Origin of the sequence: Blastococcus goldschmidtiae, assembly GCF_031845325.1 — a bacterium.
Classification (GTDB): domain Bacteria; phylum Actinomycetota; class Actinomycetes; order Mycobacteriales; family Geodermatophilaceae; genus Blastococcus; species Blastococcus goldschmidtiae.
In genome coordinates this window covers 1-19562 of sequence record NZ_JAVREI010000025.1, presented here as the reverse complement: position 1 = coordinate 19562, position 19562 = coordinate 1, and the positions used below count along the sequence as shown (strand labels likewise).

General features: G+C 74.6%; 18 protein-coding genes and 1 pseudogene. 12 read left to right on the top strand and 7 right to left on the bottom strand.

All coding sequences use genetic code 11. From position 1 onward, the window contains the following. Nucleotides 1-36: 36 nt before the first annotated feature. The 6 genes from RM425_RS20895 to RM425_RS20870 all read left to right on the top strand — a co-directional run bounded on the left by RM425_RS20895 (nucleotide 37) and on the right by RM425_RS20870 (nucleotide 6324). Entirely contained in the window at nucleotides 37-2523 is a 2487-nt protein-coding gene (locus RM425_RS20895; RefSeq protein WP_311347164.1) for an FtsK/SpoIIIE family DNA translocase, read from the top strand. 115 nt (nucleotides 2524-2638) lie between these two features. Further along, nucleotides 2639-4045 carry a 30S ribosomal protein S12 methylthiotransferase RimO gene (rimO, locus tag RM425_RS20890; protein ID WP_311347163.1) on the top strand — a complete coding sequence of 469 codons (1407 nt, stop codon included), beginning with the start codon at nucleotides 2639-2641 and terminating at the stop codon, nucleotides 4043-4045. A 4-nt stretch (nucleotides 4046-4049) separates the two neighbouring features. Next, nucleotides 4050-4724, top strand: a complete 675-nt coding sequence (pgsA, locus tag RM425_RS20885) for a CDP-diacylglycerol--glycerol-3-phosphate 3-phosphatidyltransferase (protein ID WP_311347162.1) — start codon at nucleotides 4050-4052, stop codon at nucleotides 4722-4724. A gap of 5 nt (nucleotides 4725-4729) precedes the next feature. After that, entirely contained in the window at nucleotides 4730-5209 is a 480-nt protein-coding gene (locus RM425_RS20880) for a CinA family protein (RefSeq protein ID WP_311347161.1), read from the top strand. 169 nt (nucleotides 5210-5378) lie between these two features. Further along, entirely contained in the window at nucleotides 5379-5795 is a 417-nt protein-coding gene (locus RM425_RS20875) for a helix-turn-helix domain-containing protein (protein WP_311347160.1), read from the top strand. A gap of 28 nt (nucleotides 5796-5823) precedes the next feature. After that, the gene (locus tag RM425_RS20870; protein WP_311347159.1) at nucleotides 5824-6324 is read left to right on the top strand and encodes a TetR family transcriptional regulator; all 501 of its coding nucleotides are present in this window, start codon (nucleotides 5824-5826) and stop codon (nucleotides 6322-6324) included. Between the two features lie 15 nt (nucleotides 6325-6339). Here the strand turns inward: RM425_RS20870 and RM425_RS20865 are convergent, their stop codons facing one another. Both RM425_RS20865 and RM425_RS20860 read right to left on the bottom strand, forming a co-directional pair. Next, the gene (locus tag RM425_RS20865) at nucleotides 6340-6804 is read right to left on the bottom strand and encodes a GNAT family N-acetyltransferase (RefSeq protein ID WP_311347158.1); all 465 of its coding nucleotides are present in this window, start codon (nucleotides 6802-6804) and stop codon (nucleotides 6340-6342) included. A 5-nt stretch (nucleotides 6805-6809) separates the two neighbouring features. Next, nucleotides 6810-7823, bottom strand: coding sequence for a PfkB family carbohydrate kinase (locus RM425_RS20860; protein WP_311347157.1), 1014 nt, complete (start codon nucleotides 7821-7823; stop codon nucleotides 6810-6812). Between the two features lie 132 nt (nucleotides 7824-7955). Between RM425_RS20860 and RM425_RS20855 the strand changes: the two genes are divergently transcribed. Further along, entirely contained in the window at nucleotides 7956-8798 is an 843-nt protein-coding gene (locus RM425_RS20855) for a PspA/IM30 family protein (protein WP_311347156.1), read from the top strand. Nucleotides 8799-8886: 88 nt separating this feature from the next. Here RM425_RS20855 and RM425_RS20850 read toward each other — a convergent pair whose 3' ends face one another. Further along, nucleotides 8887-9744: a DNA-formamidopyrimidine glycosylase family protein gene (locus RM425_RS20850; RefSeq protein ID WP_311347155.1), complete on the bottom strand. Its 858-nt coding sequence runs from the start codon at nucleotides 9742-9744 to the stop codon at nucleotides 8887-8889. Between the two features lie 66 nt (nucleotides 9745-9810). Further along, on the bottom strand, nucleotides 9811-9981 hold the full coding sequence (locus RM425_RS20845; RefSeq protein ID WP_311347154.1) for a hypothetical protein: 171 nt from the start codon (nucleotides 9979-9981) through the stop codon (nucleotides 9811-9813). A gap of 177 nt (nucleotides 9982-10158) precedes the next feature. Between RM425_RS20845 and RM425_RS20840 the strand changes: the two genes are divergently transcribed. After that, nucleotides 10159-10953 (top strand): aminoglycoside 3'-phosphotransferase, encoded by a 795-nt coding sequence (locus tag RM425_RS20840; protein ID WP_311347153.1) that lies wholly within the window; start codon nucleotides 10159-10161, stop codon nucleotides 10951-10953. A gap of 14 nt (nucleotides 10954-10967) precedes the next feature. On the opposite strand, the gene RM425_RS20835 is transcribed toward RM425_RS20840, so the two are convergent. Beyond that, on the bottom strand, nucleotides 10968-15569 hold the full coding sequence (locus RM425_RS20835; protein WP_311347152.1) for an ATP-dependent helicase: 4602 nt from the start codon (nucleotides 15567-15569) through the stop codon (nucleotides 10968-10970). 120 nt (nucleotides 15570-15689) lie between these two features. Between RM425_RS20835 and RM425_RS20830 the strand changes: the two genes are divergently transcribed. Next, complete coding sequence (locus RM425_RS20830) at nucleotides 15690-16976, top strand: MFS transporter (RefSeq protein ID WP_311347151.1); 1287 nt, start codon at nucleotides 15690-15692, stop codon at nucleotides 16974-16976. Here RM425_RS20830 and RM425_RS20825 read toward each other — a convergent pair. Then, entirely contained in the window at nucleotides 16961-17071 is a 111-nt protein-coding gene (locus tag RM425_RS20825; RefSeq protein ID WP_311347150.1) for an LPXTG cell wall anchor domain-containing protein, read from the bottom strand. The two genes, RM425_RS20830 and RM425_RS20825, sit on opposite strands and share 16 nt — an antisense overlap. Nucleotides 17072-17127: 56 nt before the next feature. On the opposite strand from RM425_RS20825, the gene RM425_RS20820 reads away from it, so the two are divergent. From RM425_RS20820 to RM425_RS20810, 3 genes are all read left to right on the top strand, one after another. Then, nucleotides 17128-17322: a DUF3046 domain-containing protein gene (locus tag RM425_RS20820; RefSeq protein WP_311347149.1), complete on the top strand. Its 195-nt coding sequence runs from the start codon at nucleotides 17128-17130 to the stop codon at nucleotides 17320-17322. A gap of 217 nt (nucleotides 17323-17539) precedes the next feature. Further along, nucleotides 17540-18571, top strand: a complete 1032-nt coding sequence (gene recA, locus RM425_RS20815) for a recombinase RecA (protein WP_311347148.1) — start codon at nucleotides 17540-17542, stop codon at nucleotides 18569-18571. A gap of 4 nt (nucleotides 18572-18575) precedes the next feature. Then, nucleotides 18576-19205: a regulatory protein RecX gene (locus RM425_RS20810; protein ID WP_311347147.1), complete on the top strand. Its 630-nt coding sequence runs from the start codon at nucleotides 18576-18578 to the stop codon at nucleotides 19203-19205. A gap of 64 nt (nucleotides 19206-19269) precedes the next feature. Here the strand turns inward: RM425_RS20810 and RM425_RS20805 are convergent. Next, a pseudogene (locus RM425_RS20805) lies at nucleotides 19270-19562 on the bottom strand (cytochrome ubiquinol oxidase subunit I); the annotation flags it as partial.

The following is a 19562-nucleotide window of genomic DNA, read 5'->3' as shown; positions in this document are numbered from 1 at the left end:
CCGTCCGCGACCTCCCGGCGGATTACCGTTCGACGCATGCCTGCCCGCACCACGTCGACGCGTCCGGCGTCCAACCGGAGCCGCTCGGGTTCGACCGCTGCGAGCAAGAAGCGGCCGCCCGCCAAGCGCTCCGGCAACCGGCGGCCCCCAGTGCGCAAGAAGGACGCCGGCTTCAGCCTCTGGCGGGCCGCCAGCGGCACCTGGGCGCTGCTCGCCCGCGGAGCCGGCGGCCTGGCCCGCTCGGTCGCCCGTCCGGAGGGGGCCGAGCCCCTCGCGCCCGAGCACCGCCGGGACGGCGTCGGCCTGGCGGTCCTCGGTCTCGCCGTCGTCCTGGGCGCCGCGGCCTGGAGCAACGGCATCGGCCCGGTGGGGGTCGCCCTCACCGACGGCGTCCGGTGGGTCATCGGCTCGCTGGTCATGGTGCTGCCCGTCGTTCTGTTCTTCGCCTCCCTCCGGTTGCTGCGCCGGGGTCCCCGGCCCGAGGCCCGGGGGCGTCTGCTGATCGGCTGGCTGTGCGCCATCGCGTCGGTGCTCGGCATCGCCCAGGTGGTCGGCACTCCCGCGAATCCCGAGAAGGGCCTGCCCGGGTCCGGTGGGCTCGTCGGCTGGGCCGTGGGGACGCCGCTCGTCGCCGGCATGGGCAGCGTCGTCACCGTCGTGCTGCTCTCGCTGCTGGCCTTCTTCGGCCTGCTGGTCATCACCTCGACCCCGGTGCACCAGATCCCCGAGCGGTTGCGCGAGCTCACCGACAGGTTGCTGGGCCGCGACGACTACGACGACGACGGGTACGACGACTTCGACGAGTACGAGGAGGAGACCGAGGCGCCGGCCACCCGGAGATCCCGCCGGAAGCTGTCCGAGGACCTGCTCGCCACCGGCCCGATCGACCACGGCGCGATGGCGGCGGCCGCGGAGGCCACGCTCACCACCGAGCCCGAGCACACCGAGCTGCGCCCCGCGCCGCCCCGGCCGCCGGTCGTCGACCGCACCCTGCCGGACGACCTGCCGCCGATCACCGAGCCGGAGCAGCTGTCCATCCAGCCGGTCGAGGGGCACTACGTCCTCCCGGCGCTGTCCATGCTGCGCCCCGGGGACCCGCCGCGGGCGCGGTCCAAGGCCAACGACGTCGCCATCGAGGCGATCACCGGCGTGCTCGACCAGTTCAACATCGACGCGGCGGTCACCGGCTTCACCCGTGGCCCGACGGTCACCCGCTACGAGGTCGAGCTCGGCCAGGGCGTCAAGGTGGAGAAGATCACCGCGCTCACCCGGAACATGGCCTACGCGGTGGCCAACGACAACATCCGCATCCTGGCGCCGATCCCGGGCAAGTCGGCCGTGGGCATCGAGGTGCCCAACACCGACCGCGAGAAGGTCAGCCTCGGCGACGTCCTGCGGTCCGGCGCGGCCAAGCAGGACCCGCACCCGATGCTGGTCGGCCTGGGCAAGGACATCGAGGGCGGCTTCGTCTGCGCCAACCTGGCGAAGATGCCGCACCTGCTGGTCGCCGGTGCCACCGGCGCCGGTAAGTCCAGCTGCGTGAACTCGATCCTGACCTCGCTGCTGCTCCGGGCGACCCCCGACCAGCTCCGGATGATCCTGATCGACCCCAAGATGGTCGAGCTCACGCCCTACGACGGCATCCCGCACCTGATCACGCCGATCATCACCGACCCCAAGAAGGCCGCCACCGCGCTGGCCTGGCTGGTGGAGGAGATGGAGCAGCGCTACCAGGACATGAAGTCCACGGGTGTGCGGCACATCGACGACTTCAACCGCAAGGTCGAGAAGGGCGAGATCACCGCACCGCCCGGCAGCGAGCGGGTCTACCGCCCCTACCCCTACATCCTCGCGATCGTCGACGAGCTCGCCGACCTGATGATGGTCGCCCCGCGCGACGTCGAGGAGCACATCGTCCGCATCACGCAGAAGGCGCGCGCCGCGGGCATCCACCTGATCCTGGCGACCCAGCGCCCGTCGGTCGACGTCGTCACCGGCCTGATCAAGGCCAACGTGCCCTCGCGCCTGGCCTTCTCCACCTCCAGCCTCACCGACAGCCGGGTCATCCTCGACCAGCCGGGCGCGGAGAAGCTCATCGGCATGGGTGATGCGCTGTTCATGCCGATCGGCGCGGGCAAGCCGATGCGCGTGCAGGGCGCCTTCGTCACCGACGCCGAGATCGAGGCGGTCGTCGAGTTCAGCAAGCGCCAGGCCGAGCCCGAGTACCGCGAGGAGGTCTTCTCCGCCGGGAGCGCCGGCGAGAAGAAGGACATCGACGAGGACATCGGCAACGACCTGGATCTGCTGCTGCAGGCCGTCGAGCTGATCGTCACCAGCCAGTTCGGCTCCACCTCGATGCTGCAGCGCAAGCTCCGGGTCGGGTTCGCCAAGGCCGGCCGGCTCATGGACCTCATGGAGAGCCGCGGCATCGTCGGTCCCTCCGAGGGCTCCAAGGCGCGCGACGTGCTCATCAAGCCCGACGAGCTCGAGTCCGTCATGTTCACCCTGCGCGGCGGATCGTGACGCTCTGGAGCGGCCCTCGTGCAGGGGCCCGAACCGAGCCTGCGAGGGTCGGGGGGCACGAGGGTCCTTCGCCTACGATGGCCCGGTGACAGCTGCGCCCCACCCTGCCCGGAAAGTGGCGGTGGTGACCCTCGGGTGCGCCCGCAACGAGGTCGACTCCGAGGAGCTGGCCGGCCGGCTGGCCGCCGGGGGCTACGAGCTCATCGAGGACGCGGACGCCGCCGACGCCGTCCTGGTCAACACCTGCGGCTTCATCGAGTCGGCCAAGAAGGACTCGGTCGACGCGATCCTCGCCGCCACGGACTCCGGTGCGCCGGTGGTCGCCGTCGGCTGCATGGCCGAGCGGTACGGCTCGGAGCTCGCCGGAGCGCTGCCCGAGGCCACGGTGCTCGGCTTCGACGACTACGCCCAGATCGGCGACCGGCTCGACGACGTCATCGCCGGGCGCCCGCTGGTGCCGCACACCCCGCGCGACCGCCGCACCCTGCTGCCGATCAGCCCCGTCCAGCGGACCGCCGCCCGGGCCGAGGTCGACGCCCCGGCGATCCCCGGTCACGACTGGCTGCGCCGCAAGCGGCTCGCCTCCGGTCCCACCGCCGCCCTCAAGCTCGCGTCGGGGTGCGACCGGCGGTGCGCGTTCTGCGCCATCCCGACCTTCCGCGGCGCGTTCGTGTCGCGTCCGCCGGCCGAGGTGCTCGGCGAGGCGCAGTGGCTGGCCTCCGAGGGCGTCCGCGAGCTGGTGCTGGTCAGCGAGAACTCCACCTCCTACGGCAAGGACCTCGGCGACCTCCGCTCGCTGGAGAAGCTGCTGCCGGAGCTCGCCGCCGTCGAGGGCATCGCCCGGGTCCGGGTCGCCTACCTCCAGCCGGCCGAGCTGCGCCCCGGCCTGCTGGAGCTGATCGCGGGGACGGCGGGCGTCGCCCCGTACTTCGACCTGTCCTTCCAGCACTCGTCGCCGTCGTTGCTGCGCCGCATGCGCCGGTTCGGCGGCACCGACGACTTCCTGGCGCTGATCCAGCGCGCCCGGGCGCTCGCCCCGGGCGCCGGGTTCCGCACCAACGTCATCCTCGGCTTCCCGGGGGAGACCGAGGACGACGTCGCCGAGCTGGAGCGGTTCCTCACCGAGGGTCGCCTGGACGCCGTCGGCGTCTTCGGCTACTCCGACGAGGAGGGCACCGAGGCGATCGGGCTACCCGGCAAGCTCGATCAGACCGAGATCGACGCCCGCGTCCGGCGGATCACCGACCTCGTCGAGGAGCTCACCGCCCAGCGCGCCGAGGACCGCGTCGGCGAGCACGTCGAGGTGCTGCTCACCGAGGACCTGTCCGCCGAGGAGGGCCCGGGTGTCTGGCTCGGTCACGCCGCCCACCAGGACCCCGACGCCGACGGCACCACCACTGTCACCGGGGTGCCGGACGGCTCGGTCGCCGGCCGGATCGTCGAGGCGGTCGTCGTGGACACCGAGGGCATCGACCTGGTCGCGCGCGCCGTCGTGCCGGCCGTGGCCGGAACCGGTCGGTGACGGGATGAGCGAGGTGCTGCCCGACCCGGCCGCGACGCCCCCGCAGACGGCGCGCCTCGTGAACCTGCCCAACGCGCTGACGGTGCTGCGCCTGGCGGTGGTGCCGGTGTTCGCGTACCTGTTGCTCCACGACGAGGGCCTGGACGACGCCGGCCGCTACTGGGCCACGCTGGTGTTCACCCTGGCGATCATCACCGACCGCTACGACGGGATGATCGCCCGCCGCACCGGGCAGGTCACCGAGTTCGGCAAGCTGGCCGACCCGATCGCCGACAAGGCGCTCACCGGGACGGCGCTGATCGGGCTCTCCGCGCTGGGGATGCTGCCCTGGTGGGTCACCGGGGTCATCCTGGTCCGCGAGGTCGGCGTCACCGTGCTGCGGTTCTGGGTGATCCGGCACGGCGTGATCGCGGCCAGCCGCGGCGGCAAGCTCAAGACCGTCGCCCAGGCGCTGGCCATCGGCCTCTACATCCTGCCGCTGACCGGGCTGCTGGCCACGGCGCGGTGGTGGGTGATGGCGGTCGCGCTCGCGCTGACCGTCGTCACCGGCCTGGACTACGTCGTCCGTGCACTGCGGCTGCGCCGGACGAGCGCTCGGGCCATGAAGGCCGCGGCCGCGCGGCGCTCGGCCGCCGGCAGCACCGACACCGCCGACGCGCGCACCGACACCGCCGCCTGACGGCCGTGTCCGAGTCCGCCGGCCACCCGGCCGCCCGGCTGCACGCCGCCCTGCTGGGCAGGGGCGAGACGGTCGCTGCCGCCGAGTCGCTCACCGCCGGGCTGTTCTGCGCCACGCTGGCCGAGGTCCCGGGTGCGAGCGGGACGTTGCGCGGGGGAGTGGTCGTCTACGCCACCGACCTGAAGTCGGCGCTGGCCGGCGTCCCCGTGGACCTGCTCGCCGCGTCCGGCCCGGTGAGCCGCGCGACGGCCGCGGCCCTCGCCGAGGGCGTCCGCGAGCGCTGCACCGCCACCTGGGGGATCGGGCTGACCGGCGTCGCCGGTCCGGCGCCCGTCGACGGGCACCGTCCCGGCCGGGTGTACGTCGGCCTCTCCGACGGCCGGGGAACCGACGTGCTGGAGCTGGACCTGCCGGGGGACCGCGCGGCGGTGCGCGCCGCCGCCGTCGCCGCCGCCATGGCCGCTCTGCTCGACCGGCTCGGCTGAGCGAGCTGCGGGAACGCCCGCCAGGGTGACCGCGTTACGCCCAGAGAGGACGCGAGGCCGGTGGGCCAGCCACCGGACCGAGCGCCGCGTACCGTGAGCGCACGGCGCTCGACGAGGGCGTCCGCCGCTCATGAGTGTTGTTGCCCGCTCGCAGGACAGGAGAGTGGCCATGTTGCTGCTGCGTACCCAGCTCGGGAGCACCTTGCGGGGTCACCGGCTGCGCCAGCGCCGGACGCTGCGCGACGTCTCGGGCGCTGCCCGTGTCAGCCTCGGCTACCTCTCCGAGGTCGAGCGCGGGCAGAAGGAGGCATCCTCCGAGCTGCTGGCGTCCATCTGCGACGCACTGGACGTGGAGCTGGCCGACCTCCTGGCCGAGGTGAGCCTCGAACTGCGCGTGGCCCGTGCCGGTGGTGTCCGCGCCCTGGCGCAGCCCGCCCCGACCGAGGGGGCCGACGCGGCGGCCGCCGCGGAGCAGCCGTCCGTGGAGGAGACCGCCGTGCCGGCGGCCGAGCCCGCCCTGGCCCTGGTCGGCGCCCCCGCCCGCTCGGCCCTCCGCCGGGGCGAGGCGGTCTCGCTCGCCGCCTGATGGGCGGGAGCGTCCCCTGGCCGTCGTCGTGAACCGGACCCGGCGCGGGCTGGTCGAGGGCGCGGCGCGGGCCTTCGCCGAGCACGGTGTCCGGCGCAGCACCATGCAGTCGATCGCGGCGGCCGCCGGCGTCGCCAAGGCCACGCTGTACAACCACTTCCGGACCAAGGACGAGGTGGCCCGCGCCCTGCTGGCCGTGGAGCTCGACCGGCTCACCGGCCTGGCCGGGGCGCAGCCGCCGGGCGAGGCCCTCGCCGTGCTCTCCGACGAGCTGGGCGCCCATCCGGTGCTGCGCCGGCTGGCCGAGGCCGAGCCGGAGGTGCTCGCGGACCTGCTCTCCGTCGATGCGGACCACTGGACGCTGCTGCGCGACCGGCTCGCCGCGGCGCTGCGGACGGATGCCGACGGCGCCGAGCTGGCGGCCCGCTGGCTGCTCGGGGTCGTCCTCCGGCCCGGGCGTTCTCTCGACCGGCACCGCCAGGCCGCTCGGCTGGCCGCGGTGCTCGGCGCCGTACCCGCCGGCGGCTGACCGCCGGCGCCCGGATCAGGCCGGCGAGAGGGACCGCGTGAGGACGACGCGGTCCTCCCCGGGGCCGGCGTGGTCCCGGGACAGGTGGGTGGCGGCGCCCAGCGACCTGTGGAAGGCGAGCGCGGCCTCGTTGTCCGGACGCGTCACCGCCTGGACGACGCGGGCGCCGGTGCTCCCGGCCAGCTCGTCGAACCACCGGCACAGCCGCCGGCCGAGCGACGTCCGCCGGTGGTCCTCGCGCACCGCCAGGAGGTGGAGGTAGGCCAGCCGGTCCGCGGTGACGGCGCCGAGGAGGTAGCCCACCTCCTCGCTGTCGGCGGTCATGGCGACGGCGCCGAACCCGCCGAACTGGTGGAACCACACGGGGTGGTGCAGGGCGCGGGTGTCGGTGTGCCAGAAGCGGTCGTGCTGGTCGAGCAGCCGTGCCCGCACCGTCGTCGCCGAGAGCTCCGAGAGGCCGACGACCCGCACGTTCCCCACCGCCCTCACCGTGCGGCCCGCGCCGCGTCGACCTCCGCGCGCGTGGGCGGGTCGGCGCCGACCCGGGTGCAGTTGAGTGCCGCGACGAGCGCGGCGTCGTCGACCAGGTCCAGCAGCCGGCCGTCGTCCAGTGCCTCGAGGCCTCCGCGGTCGGTGACGCCGGCGGCGAGCAGCCCGCTGAGCAGTCCGGCGGCGAGCGAGTCGCCGGCTCCGACGGTGTCGGCCACGTCGACGCGGGGGGACTCGCGGTGCAGCACCGGGCGTCCCGGGCGGGCGATCCGCAGCGGCGCCCCGCCGTCGGTGAGCAGCACCAGGGCCGGGCCGCGGTCGGCCCAGCGCCGGGCGGCGTCGTCCAGGTCGTCGGCGCCGGGTTCGAGCCAGGCGAGGTCCTCGGCGCTGACCTTGACGACGTCGGCGTGCGCCACCAGCCGGTCGAGGCGGGCGGTGACGGCTGCCCGGTCGTTGCCGAGGGTGGCGCCGACCGGCCCGTCGGCCAGCGGCGGGCGGATGTTCGGATCGACGCTGAGCAGCGCCGTGCCGGCCAGCCGTTCGACGAGCGCGGCGATGGCGGTCGCCCCCGGCTCGGTCCAGCTGGAGATGGAGCCCACGTGCAGGACCGCGGGGTGCTCCGGCAGCGAGCGGGCCAGCTCCTCGCCGGTCCACTGCCAGTCGGCCGCACCCAGCACGTGGAAGCCGTAGTCGGGCGAGCCGTCGGGGTGCAGGCCGATCACGGCCAGGCTCACCGGTTCCGCCGCGTCGACGAAGCCGCTCACGTCCACCCCGGCCAGCTCGGCATGCCGTCGCAGCGCGGCGCCCAGCGGTCCGGTGCCCAGCCGGGCCACCAGTGCCACCGGTGCGCCCAGCCGGCCGGCCGCCACCGCGACGTTGAGGGCGTTGCCGCCGGGGCGCGCGACGTACTGGGGGGCGGTGCCGGTGGGGCCGGCTCCGGCCTCGGGGACGGGGAGCAGATCGACCACCAGCTCGCCCAGGACGCACAGCGTCGGGATCGGTGCGGGCACGGGGTAACCGTAGGTCGGCACGTCCGTGTCGACCCGTTGGCCAGTCATGGCACTCACCTGGGACGATGGTGGCGACGAACACCGCCGCGCCGGCCACCCACCCCCGGCTTCGGTGCCGGAGCAGGAGGAACCATGCCCAACCCGCTCGTGAAGCTGTGGAAGTACCTGACGGCGTCGGCCAATGCGCAGATCGACCAGCGTGCCGACCCCAAGATCCAGATCGCGCAGGCCATCGAGGCCGAGCAGCAGCGGCACCAGTCGCTGGCCAACCAGGCCGCGGCCGTCCTGGGCAACCAGCGCCAGCTCGAGATGCGGCTGAGCCGCCAGTTGGGCGAGGTCGAGAAGTTGCAGGCGTCGGCGCGCCAGGCGCTCACCCTGGCGGACAAGACGCGGGCCTCGGGGGATGCTGCGAAGGCGGTCGAGTACGAGAACGCGGCACAGGCGTTCGCCACGCAGCTGGTCGCGGCCGAGCAGTCGATGGAGGACCTCAAGCGCAGCCACGACGAGGCGCTGCAGGCCGCCGAGCAGGCCCGCGGTGCCGTCGAGCAGAGCCGCATGCGGCTGCAGACGACGCTCGCCGAGCGCACCAAGCTCATGAGCCAGCTCGAGCAGGCGAAGATGCAGGAGCACGTGGCGAGTTCGCTCAAGCAGGTCAACGAGCTCTCGGCGCCGGGCAACACGCCGAGCCTCTCGGAGGTCCGCGACAAGATCGAGGCCCGGTACGCCAACGCCCTGGGGCAGGCGGAGCTGGCGCAGAACTCGGTCGAGGGCCGGATGCTCGAGGTCGAGCGGGCGACCCTCGACGTCGCGGGTGCCTCCCGGCTGGATGCGATCCGGGCGTCGATGGATGGTGGCGCTCAGGCGGTCGAGGCCGGCGCGCCTGCGCAGGCCATCGAACAGGGTGCCCCGGCCGGGGAGCAGCAGACCACCGAGCAGCGCCAGGCCCAGCCGGTCGAGCGGCCCGACCCCGCCTGATCCCCGCGCCCGTCGTCGGGCGCGCACGTCCGTCGCGGGCGGTCTCCGGTACCCCGGAGGCCGCCCGCCTCTGCGTCTGCCGGGCCGCTCAGCCGGGCGTGGCCAGTGGCCGCGGGCGACCGGGCTCGCCGGTGCGGGCGAGCGGGTCGACGGGGGAGCGCGCCGTCTGGCACCGGGGGCACCAGTAGGTGACCCGCTCCTGCGTGTGCGGACCCTGGTCGCCCATGAGGATCGGCGTCCGGCAGCGCCGGCACGGCTTGTTCTTCCGCCCGTAGACCCAGTGGTCCTGGCCGCGGCGGAGATCGCCGGTCGTGCTCTGCTCGGGGCGGTTCCGGTTGGCGAGCATCAGCGTCCGCGCCCGGGTCACCAGGGGCTCGAGCCTGGCGTCGACGTCGGCCACCCGCGCCCAGGGGTGCACCCCGCAGAGGAAGAGCGCCTCGACCTTGTAGAGGTTCCCGGGGCCGCACAGGTTGCGCTGGTCGAGGATGGCGACCCCGATCTGCTCGTCGGGGTGCGACCGGAGCCGGCGCAGCGCCTCCTCCAGGTCCCAGTCGGGCCCGAGGACGTCGGGTCCGAGATGACCGACCAGCCTTCCCTCGTCGGCCGTGGGGACGATCTCGACGTCGTGCAGCCGGTAGCCGACGCACTCCCACTCGTCCGTGGCCAGGACGACGCGGACGTCGTAGCCCGGGCCGCCGCGCCACCGGGCGCCCGGCCGGTAGATGTGCCAGCTGCCGTCCATCCGGTAGTGGGTGCGCAGCGTGCGTTCGTCGGCCAGCCGGATGAGCATGTGCTTGCCGCGCGGGACGACCTCGCGCACGGTGGCGCCGGTGAGGTCCAGCGCGGCCAGCTGCGGCAGGCGGAACTCGCCCCGGCGCAGGGTGGCGCCGGCCAGCGCGGTGTTCATGCGGTGGGCGGCCAGCCAGACGGTGTCTCCCTCGGGCACCCGACCAGTGTCCTCCGCCGCCCGGACCGGCGTGCGGCCGGCGAGGGGAGGCGGTCCCCACCAGGGTCAGGAGTGGAGCCGTGGCCCCCGTGGACCCATGGCGGCCAGGGCCACGCTCGCGGTGCCGGTGAGGACCAGCAGGCCCAGCAGCGAGAGCACGAAGAGCTCGGGTACGGCGGCGCCGGCCACGAGCAGTGCGGCTCCGAGGAGCAGCAGGAAGGCGATGAGAGTGCGCATGAGGTGGTTCCCCCTTCGGTGCGCTGACACCTCTCCGGTGCCCACCGGACGGGCGTGGCTCACCCGGGGAGCCGCCTCTCCACGAGACCGTCACGTTGTGACGGCGGGGATGACGGCTCTCCCCGTCAGCCGGGCGAGGCCCGACGTTCCCCGGACGCCCGTGGCAGCATCGCGGAGGTGATCGCCGGGCCGCCGACCGAGCCGGTCGCGGTGCCGGCCTCCGTCGCGGCCCTGGCCGGTGGCGCGGGCGTGAGCCCCGTCTGGCGCAACCAGCTCGGCGGGCTCACCTGGCAGCTCGGCGACGGCCCGGAGCGGCGTTTCGTGAAGTGGGCGCCGGCCGGCAGCGGACTGCCCATCGCGCCCGAGGCCGAGCGGCTGCGCTGGGCCGCCGCGTACACGCCGGTCCCTGTCGTCGTGGCCCACGGTGCGGACGACCGGGGCGAATGGCTGGTGACGGCGGGGCTTCCCGGCCGCAACGCCGTCGACCGGCGATGGCTGACCGACCCGGGGCCGGCGGTGCAGGCGATCGGTGCGGGTCTGCGGGCGCTGCACGACGCCCTGCCGACGCGGGACTGCCCGTTCGACTGGTCCGCGCCCACCCGCGTGGCCGACGCGCAGCGCCGCGCCGGCGCCCTGCGCCCGGAGCAGTGGTCCCCGCAGCACGCCGGCCTGACGGTGGCCGAGGTGCTGGCCCGGCTGGCCGACGTCCCGGACGTCGACCGGTCGGTCGTGTGCCACGGCGACGCCTGTGCACCCAACACGCTCCTCACCGATGACGGTGCCTGGTCCGGTCACGTCGATCTCGGCGCATTGGGTCTGGCCGACCGGTGGGCCGACCTGGCGGTGGCCACGTGGAGCACCGGCTGGAACTACGGCCCGGGATGGGAGCGGCCGCTGCTGGACGCCTACGGGGTCGACCCGGACGTCGAACGGATGGCGTACTACCGGCTGCTCTGGGACGCCGGCCCCTGAGCCGTGCGGCTCGGTCAGCCGCGCAGCCGGAGTCCCCGGGGGGTGGCGCTGAACCCGGCCGCCTGGAGCGCGGCGGACAGCGGAGTGGACTCGTGCACCGAGGCGCCGTCGGCCTTCTGGACCACCATGCGTCCCAGCGCCCCGGCCGCCACCGCGTTCGAGAGGGCCGTCGCCGCCTCCTTGAGCGTCTGCTCGTCCTCGGTCCAGGACAGCAGCGTCTTGCCGCCCCGCTCCACGTAGAGGACGAGTTCGCCGTCGACGAGGACGACGAGCGCGCCGGCCTTGCGCCCGGCACGGTGCCCGGTGGCCTTGCGGGCCGATCCCGTGCCCTCGCCGAGATCGACCGCCTCGCCGTCGGCCGCGGCGAGTCGCTCGGGCCACGGGAGGGCGGCGCCGTACACGTTGGCCGGGTCGGTCGCCGCGAGGACGACGGCGCCGCCGGGCAGCCGGTCGGGCGCGGCGAAGCTGCGCAGCCGGTCCACCGACCCGGGGGTGCCGAACTGCGCGGCGCCCAGGGTCTCGACGAAGTAACCGCGCCGGGCCCGACCGTTCTCCTCGAACGCCCGCAGCACCGGGTAGACCGCCGGGAAGCCGCCGGCGACCTGCTCGGCCATCACCGCACCACGGGTCAGCACGCCGTGCCGCTCGATCAGCGCCTCCGCGCGCGCGGTCGTCCGCCGGGTGGCGTTCGCTTCCCGGTCGGGGAGCCGCGACCAGCGGCCGGCCACCGAGGGCGGCCCGGTGCGGGTGGGCATCGCCGGCCGGCCCAGCCGGGTGCGCCCCGCTCGTGAGCGGTCCAGCCGGGCGCGCGGCGGTGCGGGTGCGCGCTTGTGCGTGCCGCCGACACCCAGCCGGGTGCGCAGCGGCGCCAGGGTGTCGTTGGTCAGTGCGCCGGCCCAGACGAGGTCCCACACGAGGTCGGCGAGTGCGGTGTCGTCGGTGGACCCGAGCAGGTCGGACAGGCCGCGGAAGAACAGTGCCTGGCCGCCGGCGAGCAGGTCGAGCAGCGGACCGCCGGCCTCGGGCAGCTCCAGCGGTTCGGGCAGCAGCAGGGGAGCGAGGTCGGTCGGCACCAGGCTGGCCCAGCCGTCGCCGCCCGGCAGCCCGCCCGCGCCGGCCCACAGCACCTCGCCGGCGCTGGTGAGCTCGTCGAGCATCGCGGGGGAGTAGTCGCGCACCCGGGCCGGGAGCACCAGGGACTCCAGCGCGCTGGCCGGGAGGAGCGCGCCGGCCAGCTGCTCGACCACGGCGAGCACCCCGTCGGTGCCGCGCAGCCGGCCGCCGATGCCCTGCCAGGAGGGGGTGAAGCGGGCCAGCGTGCCGATCGGCACGGGCTCGACCTCCTGGCGCAGCCTGGCCAGGCTCCGGCGGCGGATGGACCGCAGCACCTCGGCGTCGCACCACTCCTGACCGGTGCCTCCGGGCCGGAACTCCCCGGAAACGAGCCGGCCGGTGCTGGTGAGCCGCTGCAGCGTGGCCAGGACCACGGTCACGCCCAGGCCGAGACGGGCGGCCACCTCGGGGGGCTGGAAGGGGCCGTGGGTGCGCGCGTACCGGCCCACGAGGTCCCCCAGCGGGTCGCTCACCGGCTCGGTGAAGACCTCCGGCACACCCACCGGCAGGGCGGTGCCGAGGGCGTCGCGGAAACGGCCGGCGTCCTCGATGGCGACGTGCCGCTCCTCCCCGGCGATGCGCACGCGGAGGACCCGCCGCGAGTCCACCAGCTCGGTCAGCCACTCCTCCGGCACCCCGCGGGCGGCCACCTCCGCAACGGTGAGGTCGCCCAGGCCACGCAGCAGGTCCGAGGCGCCGTCGACGTCCCGGGGGTGCCGCTGCGCGGGGAGGCGCTGCAGCTCCGCCTCGATCTCGGCCATGGCTTCGCCGTCGAGCAGCTCCCGCAGCTCGGTGCGGCCGAGCAGCTCGGCGAGCAGGCCGGTGTCCAGCGCCAGGGCCTGGGCGCGGCGCTCGGCCAGCGGCGCGTCGCCCTCGTAGAGGAACTGGCCGACGTACCCGAACAGCAGCGACTGGGCGAACGGCGAGGCGGTGTCGGTCTGCACGTCGACCACCCGGACCCGGCGGGACCGCACGTCGGTCATCAGCTCGACGAGCCCCGGCACGTCGTAGACGTCCTGCAGGACCTCGCGGGCGGCCTCCAGCGTGATCGGGAAGGAGGCGAACTCGCTCGCCACGGAGAGCAGCTGCGCCGCGCGCTGGCGCTGCTGCCACAGCGGCGTGCGCCGGCGCGGGTCGCGGCGGGGGAGGAGCAGGGCTCGGGCGGCGCACTCGCGGAACCGGCTGGCGAACAGCGCCGACGTGCCGACCTCCGCGGTCACCTCCCGCTCCACGTCGTCCGGGTCCAGGACGGCGAGGTCGGCCTCGGGAGGCTCGCCGGTGGTGTCGGGGAGCCGCAGCACGATGCCGTCGTCGGAGTGCATCGAGGCGACGTCGACCCCGTACCGCTCGCGCAGCCGCGCGGCGAGCACGAGCGCCCAGGGCGCGTTGACCTGGGCGCCGAAGGGGGAGTGGACGACCAGCCGCCAGTCGCCCAGCTCGTCGCGGAACCGCTCGACCAGCAGGATGCGGTCGTCGGGGAGGTGGCCGGTCGCCGCCTTCTGCTCGGTCAGGTACGCGAGCAGGTTGGCCGCGCCCCATTCGTCCAGGCCGGCCGCCCGGGCCCGCTCGAGACCGGCCTCGGGCGTCGCCGTCCCGACCTCCCGGAGGAAGGCGCCGAGCGCCCGGCCGAGTTCCAGCGGACGGCCTGGTGCGTCGCCGTGCCAGAACGGCATCTTGCCCGGCTGCCCCGGGGCGGGCGTGACGAGCACGCGGTCGTGCGTGATGTCCTCGATGCGCCAGGACGACGACCCCAGGAGGAAGACGTCGCCCACGCGGGACTCGTAGACCATCTCCTCGTCCAGCTCGCCGACCCGCCGGCCGCCGGTGCCCTCGGAGCCCACGAGGAAGACCCCGAACAGGCCGCGGTCGGGGATCGTGCCGCCGCTGGTGACGGCCAGCCGCTGCGCCCCGGCCCGGGCGGTGAGGGTGTCGGTGACGCGGTCCCACGTGAGGCGGGGCCGCAGCTCGGCGAAGGCGTCGGAGGGGTACCGGCCGGCGAGCATGTCGAGGACGGCGTGCAGCGCGGAGTCCGGCAGCGAGCCGAAGGCGGCGGACCGGCGGACCAGCGCCGCGACCTCGTCGACGGTGCGCGGCCGCTCCGAGACGATGGCGACGATCTGCTGGGCCAGCACGTCCAGCGGGTTGCGCAGGTAGCGGACGGACTCGATCGCGCCGGCCTTCATGCGCTCGGCGACCAGGGCGCACTGCACGAGGTCGCCGCGGTACTTGGGGAACAGGACCCCCCGGCTGACCGCGCCGACCTGGTGACCGGCGCGCCCGACCCGCTGCAGGCCGGCGGCGACGGTGGGCGGGGACTCCACCTGGACGACGAGGTCGACCGCGCCCATGTCGATGCCGAGCTCCAGGCTGGAGGTGGCGACGACGGCGGGCAGCCGCCCCGACTTCAGCGCCTCCTCGACGATCGCCCGCTGCTCGCGGGACACCGACCCGTGGTGGGCGGCGGCGACCGGCTGGAAGTCCTCGGGCGTGCCCCCGCCTGAACCGGCCTGGGCCATCAGCGCGGCGGCGTTGGTGCCCGGCGGGACCGGTTCACCGGTGGCGCGCTCGTAGGCCAGCTCGTTGAGCCGGCTGGTGAGGCGTTCGGCCAGCCGCCGGGAGTTGGCGAAGACGATGGTGCTGCGGTGGGCCTCGACCAGGTCCAGCACCCGCTCCTCGACCGCCGGCCAGATGGAGCTGCGCGGCTGGTTGCCCGCCGCCGAGCCCTCGAGCTCGCCGGTGGGCTGGCCCAGCTCGCTCATGTCCTCGACCGGCACGACCACGGAGAGGTCCCACCGCTTGGTGGAGGTGGGCGCCACCACGCGCACCGGCCGGCCCCCGGTGAGAAAGGTGGACACCTCCTCGATCGGCCGCACCGTGGCCGACAGGCCGATCCGCTGGGCGGGGCGCTCCAGCAGCTCGTCGAGCCGGTCGAGGGTGACGGCGAGGTGCGCGCCGCGCTTGGTGTGCGCGACCGCGTGCACCTCGTCGAGGATCACCGTCTCCACCCCGCGGAGCGCCTCCCGGGCGGCGCTGGTCATCAGCAGGAACAGCGACTCCGGGGTGGTGATGAGGATGTCGGTGGGTCGCTTGGCGAAGGCGCGCCGCTCGTCGGCCGGGGTGTCGCCCGACCGGATGCCGACCCGGATCTCCGGGCGGGGCAGGCCGAGCCGGGCGGCGGCCTGGCCGATCCCGGTCAGGGGGGCCCGCAGATTGCGCTCGACGTCCACCGCGAGCGCCTTGAGCGGGGAGACGTAGAGCACCCGGCAGCGGGACTGCTCGTCGGCGGGCTGCGTCATGCTGAGCCGGTCCAGGGACCAGAGGAAGGCGGCCAGCGTCTTGCCGGAACCGGTGGGGGCGACCACCAGGGCGTGCTCACCGCTGCTGATCGCGTCCCACGCGCCGTCCTGGGCGGCCGTGGGCTGCTGGAACGCACCGGTGAACCACGCGCGGGTCGGCTCCGAGAACCGGTCGAGCGTGGATGTGGGGGACGGACGGCGGGCCACGGAGTCAGTGTCCCCGTGGGGTACGACACTTCGCCGGTCGTGACCGCGGCGACCGCCCGACCGGGGACCCGCCCGGGAAAGGGCGGCGACCCGGGGGCGGGTCTGCGGCACACTGCCGGCATGCGACCGGCAGTCCAGCCCCTCGGGTCGTCCGACGTCATCGAGGTCGCGGCGGTGCAGCGACGCACCGTGCAGGTGCTCGGCGGGAGCGTGGCCCTCGCCGGGCTCGGCGTCACCGTCGGCATCACGGCCGGCGGCCTGCTGGCGCGCGACGTGGCCGGCACCGACAGCGCGGCCGGTCTCGGGCAGACCGCCGGCGTCCTCGGTGCGGCCGTCCTCGCCGTCCCCCTGGCCCGCATCAGCAGCTCCGCCGGCCGGCGCAGCGGGCTCGCCGTCGGCTACACCTTGAGCGTGCTGGGCGCGGTGCTCACGGTCGCGGCCGCCACCGTCTCCTCGCTGCTCCTCCTGCTGGTCGGGCTCTTCCTCTTCGGTGCCTCCACGGCGTGCGGTCTGCAGGCGCGGTACGCGGCGGCGGACCTCGCCGCGCCGGAGCACCGCGGCCGGGCGCTGTCGCTGGTGGTCTGGGCGACGACGGTCGGCTCCGTCCTGGGCCCCAACCTGGCCGCGCCGGGCGCCGACCTCGGCACCGCGCTCGGGCTGCCCGCCCTGGCCGGGGCCTTCGTCGTCTCGGCCGTGGTGTTCGCCGTCGTCGCCGCCGGCCTGCTGACGCTGCTCCGGCCCGATCCGCTGCTGCTCGCACGGCGCCTGGGCGGGGGCACGGGCGCGCCGCCGGTGCGCACGGCCACCCGTCCGGCGCTCCGGGCGGTGTGGGCCACGCCCGCCGGCCGGCTCGGCCTGGTGTCCGTGGTCGTCGCCCACTCGGTGATGGTCGGCGTCATGGTGATGACGCCGGTGCACATGGGGCACGCAGGTGGCACCGAGGACGCCGTCCTGCGCGTCGTCGGCCTCGTGATCAGCGTGCACGTGGCCGGCATGTACCTCTTCTCCCCGCTCGTCGGCGCGCTCGCCGACCGCATGGGCGCCCCGTCGGTCGTGGCGCTGGGCGGCCTCCTCCTGCTCCTCGCCACCGCGGTGGCGGGCACCGCCGGACCGTCCGACTCGGTCCGGCTCGGGGTCGGGCTCCTGCTCCTGGGGCTGGGCTGGTCCTGCGGTCTCATCGCCGGCTCCACGCTCGTCACCGGTGCTGTGGACGCCGACCTGCGACCGACCGCACAGGGCGGGACCGACCTGCTGATGGGCCTGGGCGCGGCGCTGTCCGGCGCGATCGGGGGCCCGCTCCTGGCCTGGGGCGGCTTCGGGCTGGTCTCGGGGGTGTCGGCGGTGCTCGTCGTCCCGCTGGCCGTGGTGTGGGCCTCGGTCGCGCTGCGCCCTCAGCGGTCCCGGTAGTTCCTGATCAGCAGGACGAGCGTCGCCAGCAGCGCGCCGATGATGCCGATCTGCAGCAGGACGTCGAGGGTCTCCGACCCGGTGCCAGGAAGCATGCCCGGACCCTAGGTGGGGAGAGCGCCCGGTGGCGGCCACGCGTTAGCGTCGGGGCGTGCGCCTGCAGGAGTTCTGGTCCCGTCTGGACGAGCAGTTCGGGGCGATGCGTGCCCAGAGCGTGTCCCGTGACCACCTCTTCTCCGATCTCGGCGGGCGCAGCGCGCTCGAGGCGATCGACGCCGGCGTCCCCGTGCGGAAGGTGTGGCTGGCCATCTGCGAGGCCTACGACGTACCTCCGCGGGAGCGCTGAACCGGCTCCGGCACGGGCCCGCCGGTGCCGGTGTGACCGGTGGTCCGCCGGTCGTACGACACGGGCGTGTCGGCCTGGCAGTCGAACAGGTGTTCGGCCTACAGTGACGTCCACAGGCGATCGGGATCTCCACAACCCCGGTCGCGATCCGAGAACTGTCGGTGGCTCGTCCTAGCGTCGGTCCCGACCCGCTTCCCGCGAACCGAAGGTGACCACCATGGCGACACTCGACCGCGACAAGGCCCTCGACATGGCCCTCGCCCAGATCGACAAGCAGTTCGGCAAGGGCTCGGTCATGCGCCTGGGCGACAGCCCCGAGGTGGCCATGAAGGTCATCCCGACCGGGTCCATCGCCCTCGACATCGCGCTCGGCATCGGCGGTCTCCCGCGTGGCCGTGTCGTCGAGGTCTACGGCCCGGAGTCCTCCGGCAAGACCACGGTCGCGCTGCACGCCGTGGCCAACGCGCAGGCCGCCGGCGGCATCGCCGCCTTCATCGACGCCGAGCACGCGCTCGACCCCGAGTACGCCCGCGCCATCGGCGTGGACACCGACGCCCTGCTGGTCAGCCAGCCCGACACCGGTGAGCAGGCCCTCGAGATCGCCGACATGCTGATCCGCTCCGGTGCGCTCGACATCCTCGTCATCGACTCGGTCGCCGCCCTGGTGCCCCGCGCCGAGATCGAGGGGGAGATGGGTGACAGCCACGTGGGTCTGCAGGCCCGGCTGATGAGCCAGGCGCTGCGCAAGATCACCGGCGCCCTGAGCAACTCCGGGACGACGGCGATCTTCATCAACCAGCTGCGCGAGAAGGTGGGCGTCGTCTACGGCTCACCCGAGGTGACCACCGGTGGTCGTGCGCTGAAGTTCTACTCGTCGGTCCGCCTGGACGTCCGCCGCATCGAGACCCTGAAGCAGGGCACCGAGGCCGTCGGCAGCCGCACCCGCGTCAAGGTCGTCAAGAACAAGGTGGCCGCGCCGTTCAAGCAGGCGGAGCTCGACATCCTCTGGGGTCAGGGCTTCAGCCGCGAGGGTGGGCTCATCGATGTGGGCGTCGAGCAGGGCTTCGTGAAGAAGTCCGGTGCTTGGTACACCTACGAGGGTGACCAGCTGGGCCAGGGCAAGGAGAACTCGCGCAACTTCCTGAAGGACAACCCCGACCTCGCCGACGAGCTCGAGAAGAAGATCAAGGAGAAGCTCGGCATCGGGCCCCAGCTCGACGCGCCGGTGGCCGACCCGGTCGACTTCTGAGCCGGTGACCGACCGTTCGGGTGAGCGCCGCCGCGGCTCCGGGAACTCCTGGGGCACGCGGCGGCGACCCACTCCGGCCGACGGCGCCGACGGGGCGGTCGAGGAGATGGCCGACCCCGAATCCGTGGCACGGAACCTCTGCCTGCGGGCGCTGACGGGCGCACCGAAGACCCGGCAGCAGCTGGCCGATCTCCTGGCCCAGCGCGACGTCCCCGAGGACGTGGCCGAGGCGGTCCTCGACCGTCTCGCCGAGGTGGGGCTGATCGACGACGAGGCCTTCGCCCAGGCCTGGGTCACCTCGCGTCAGTCCGGTCGCGGTCTGGCCCGCCGGGCGCTGAAGGCGGAACTGCGTGCCAAGGGCGTCGAGGACGACGTGGCGGCCACCGCCGTGATGGCGGTCGACGACAACGACGAGCGGGAGACGGCCCGTCGGCTCGTGGAGCGGAAGCTGCCCAGCATGCAGCGGCTCGACCGGGTCACCGCGACCCGCCGCCTGATGGGCATGCTGGCCCGCAAGGGTTACAGCGGGGGACTGGCCGCCGGGGTGGTCCGCGACGCCCTCGACGGCGTCGGCGCCTACGACGCGGCGGTTCCCGGCTTCGACGAGCTCGACGAGGACGCCCTGCTGCCCTGAGCAAGGACCCCCGTGCCCCCCACCGCTCGCAGGCTCGCGTCGGGACCCTTCACGGAGGCCGACCTCAGGTGGGGTCGGGGTCGTTGGGACCCTGCCGGGGGCCGGCGCTGGCGCCGACCTCGCTGACCCCGGCGTAGGGCTCGTGGCGCTTGCCGGCGTGGGCTTCGGCCTGGAGCCGGTCGGTGAGGTGGGGGTAGTGCGCCTCGAAGGCGGGGCGCTCGGAGCGGATACGGGGGATCTCCACGAAGTTGTGCCGCGGGGGCGGGGAGGAGGTGGCCCACTCCAGGGAGTTGCCGTGGCCCCACGGGTCATCGCGCAGGGCGAGCTTGCCGTACTTCCAGGACCGCACCACGTTGT

Bases quoted from the DNA above. Each gene is read 5' to 3' on its own strand.
- RM425_RS20845 (WP_311347154.1), bottom strand. From the start codon at position 9,981: ATGCGCACTCTCATCGCCTTCCTGCTGCTCCTCGGAGCCGCACTGCTC.
- RM425_RS20875 (WP_311347160.1), top strand. From the start codon at position 5,379: ATGTTGCTGCTGCGTACCCAGCTCGGGAGCACCTTGCGGGGTCACCGG.
- RM425_RS20825 (WP_311347150.1), bottom strand. From the start codon at position 17,071: ATGCTTCCTGGCACCGGGTCGGAGACCCTCGACGTCCTGCTGCAGATC.
- RM425_RS20895 (WP_311347164.1), top strand. From the start codon at position 37: ATGCCTGCCCGCACCACGTCGACGCGTCCGGCGTCCAACCGGAGCCGC.
- recA (WP_311347148.1), top strand. From the start codon at position 17,540: ATGGCGACACTCGACCGCGACAAGGCCCTCGACATGGCCCTCGCCCAG.
- RM425_RS20830 (WP_311347151.1), top strand. From the start codon at position 15,690: ATGCGACCGGCAGTCCAGCCCCTCGGGTCGTCCGACGTCATCGAGGTC.
- pgsA (WP_311347162.1), top strand. From the start codon at position 4,050: ATGAGCGAGGTGCTGCCCGACCCGGCCGCGACGCCCCCGCAGACGGCG.
- RM425_RS20855 (WP_311347156.1), top strand. From the start codon at position 7,956: ATGCCCAACCCGCTCGTGAAGCTGTGGAAGTACCTGACGGCGTCGGCC.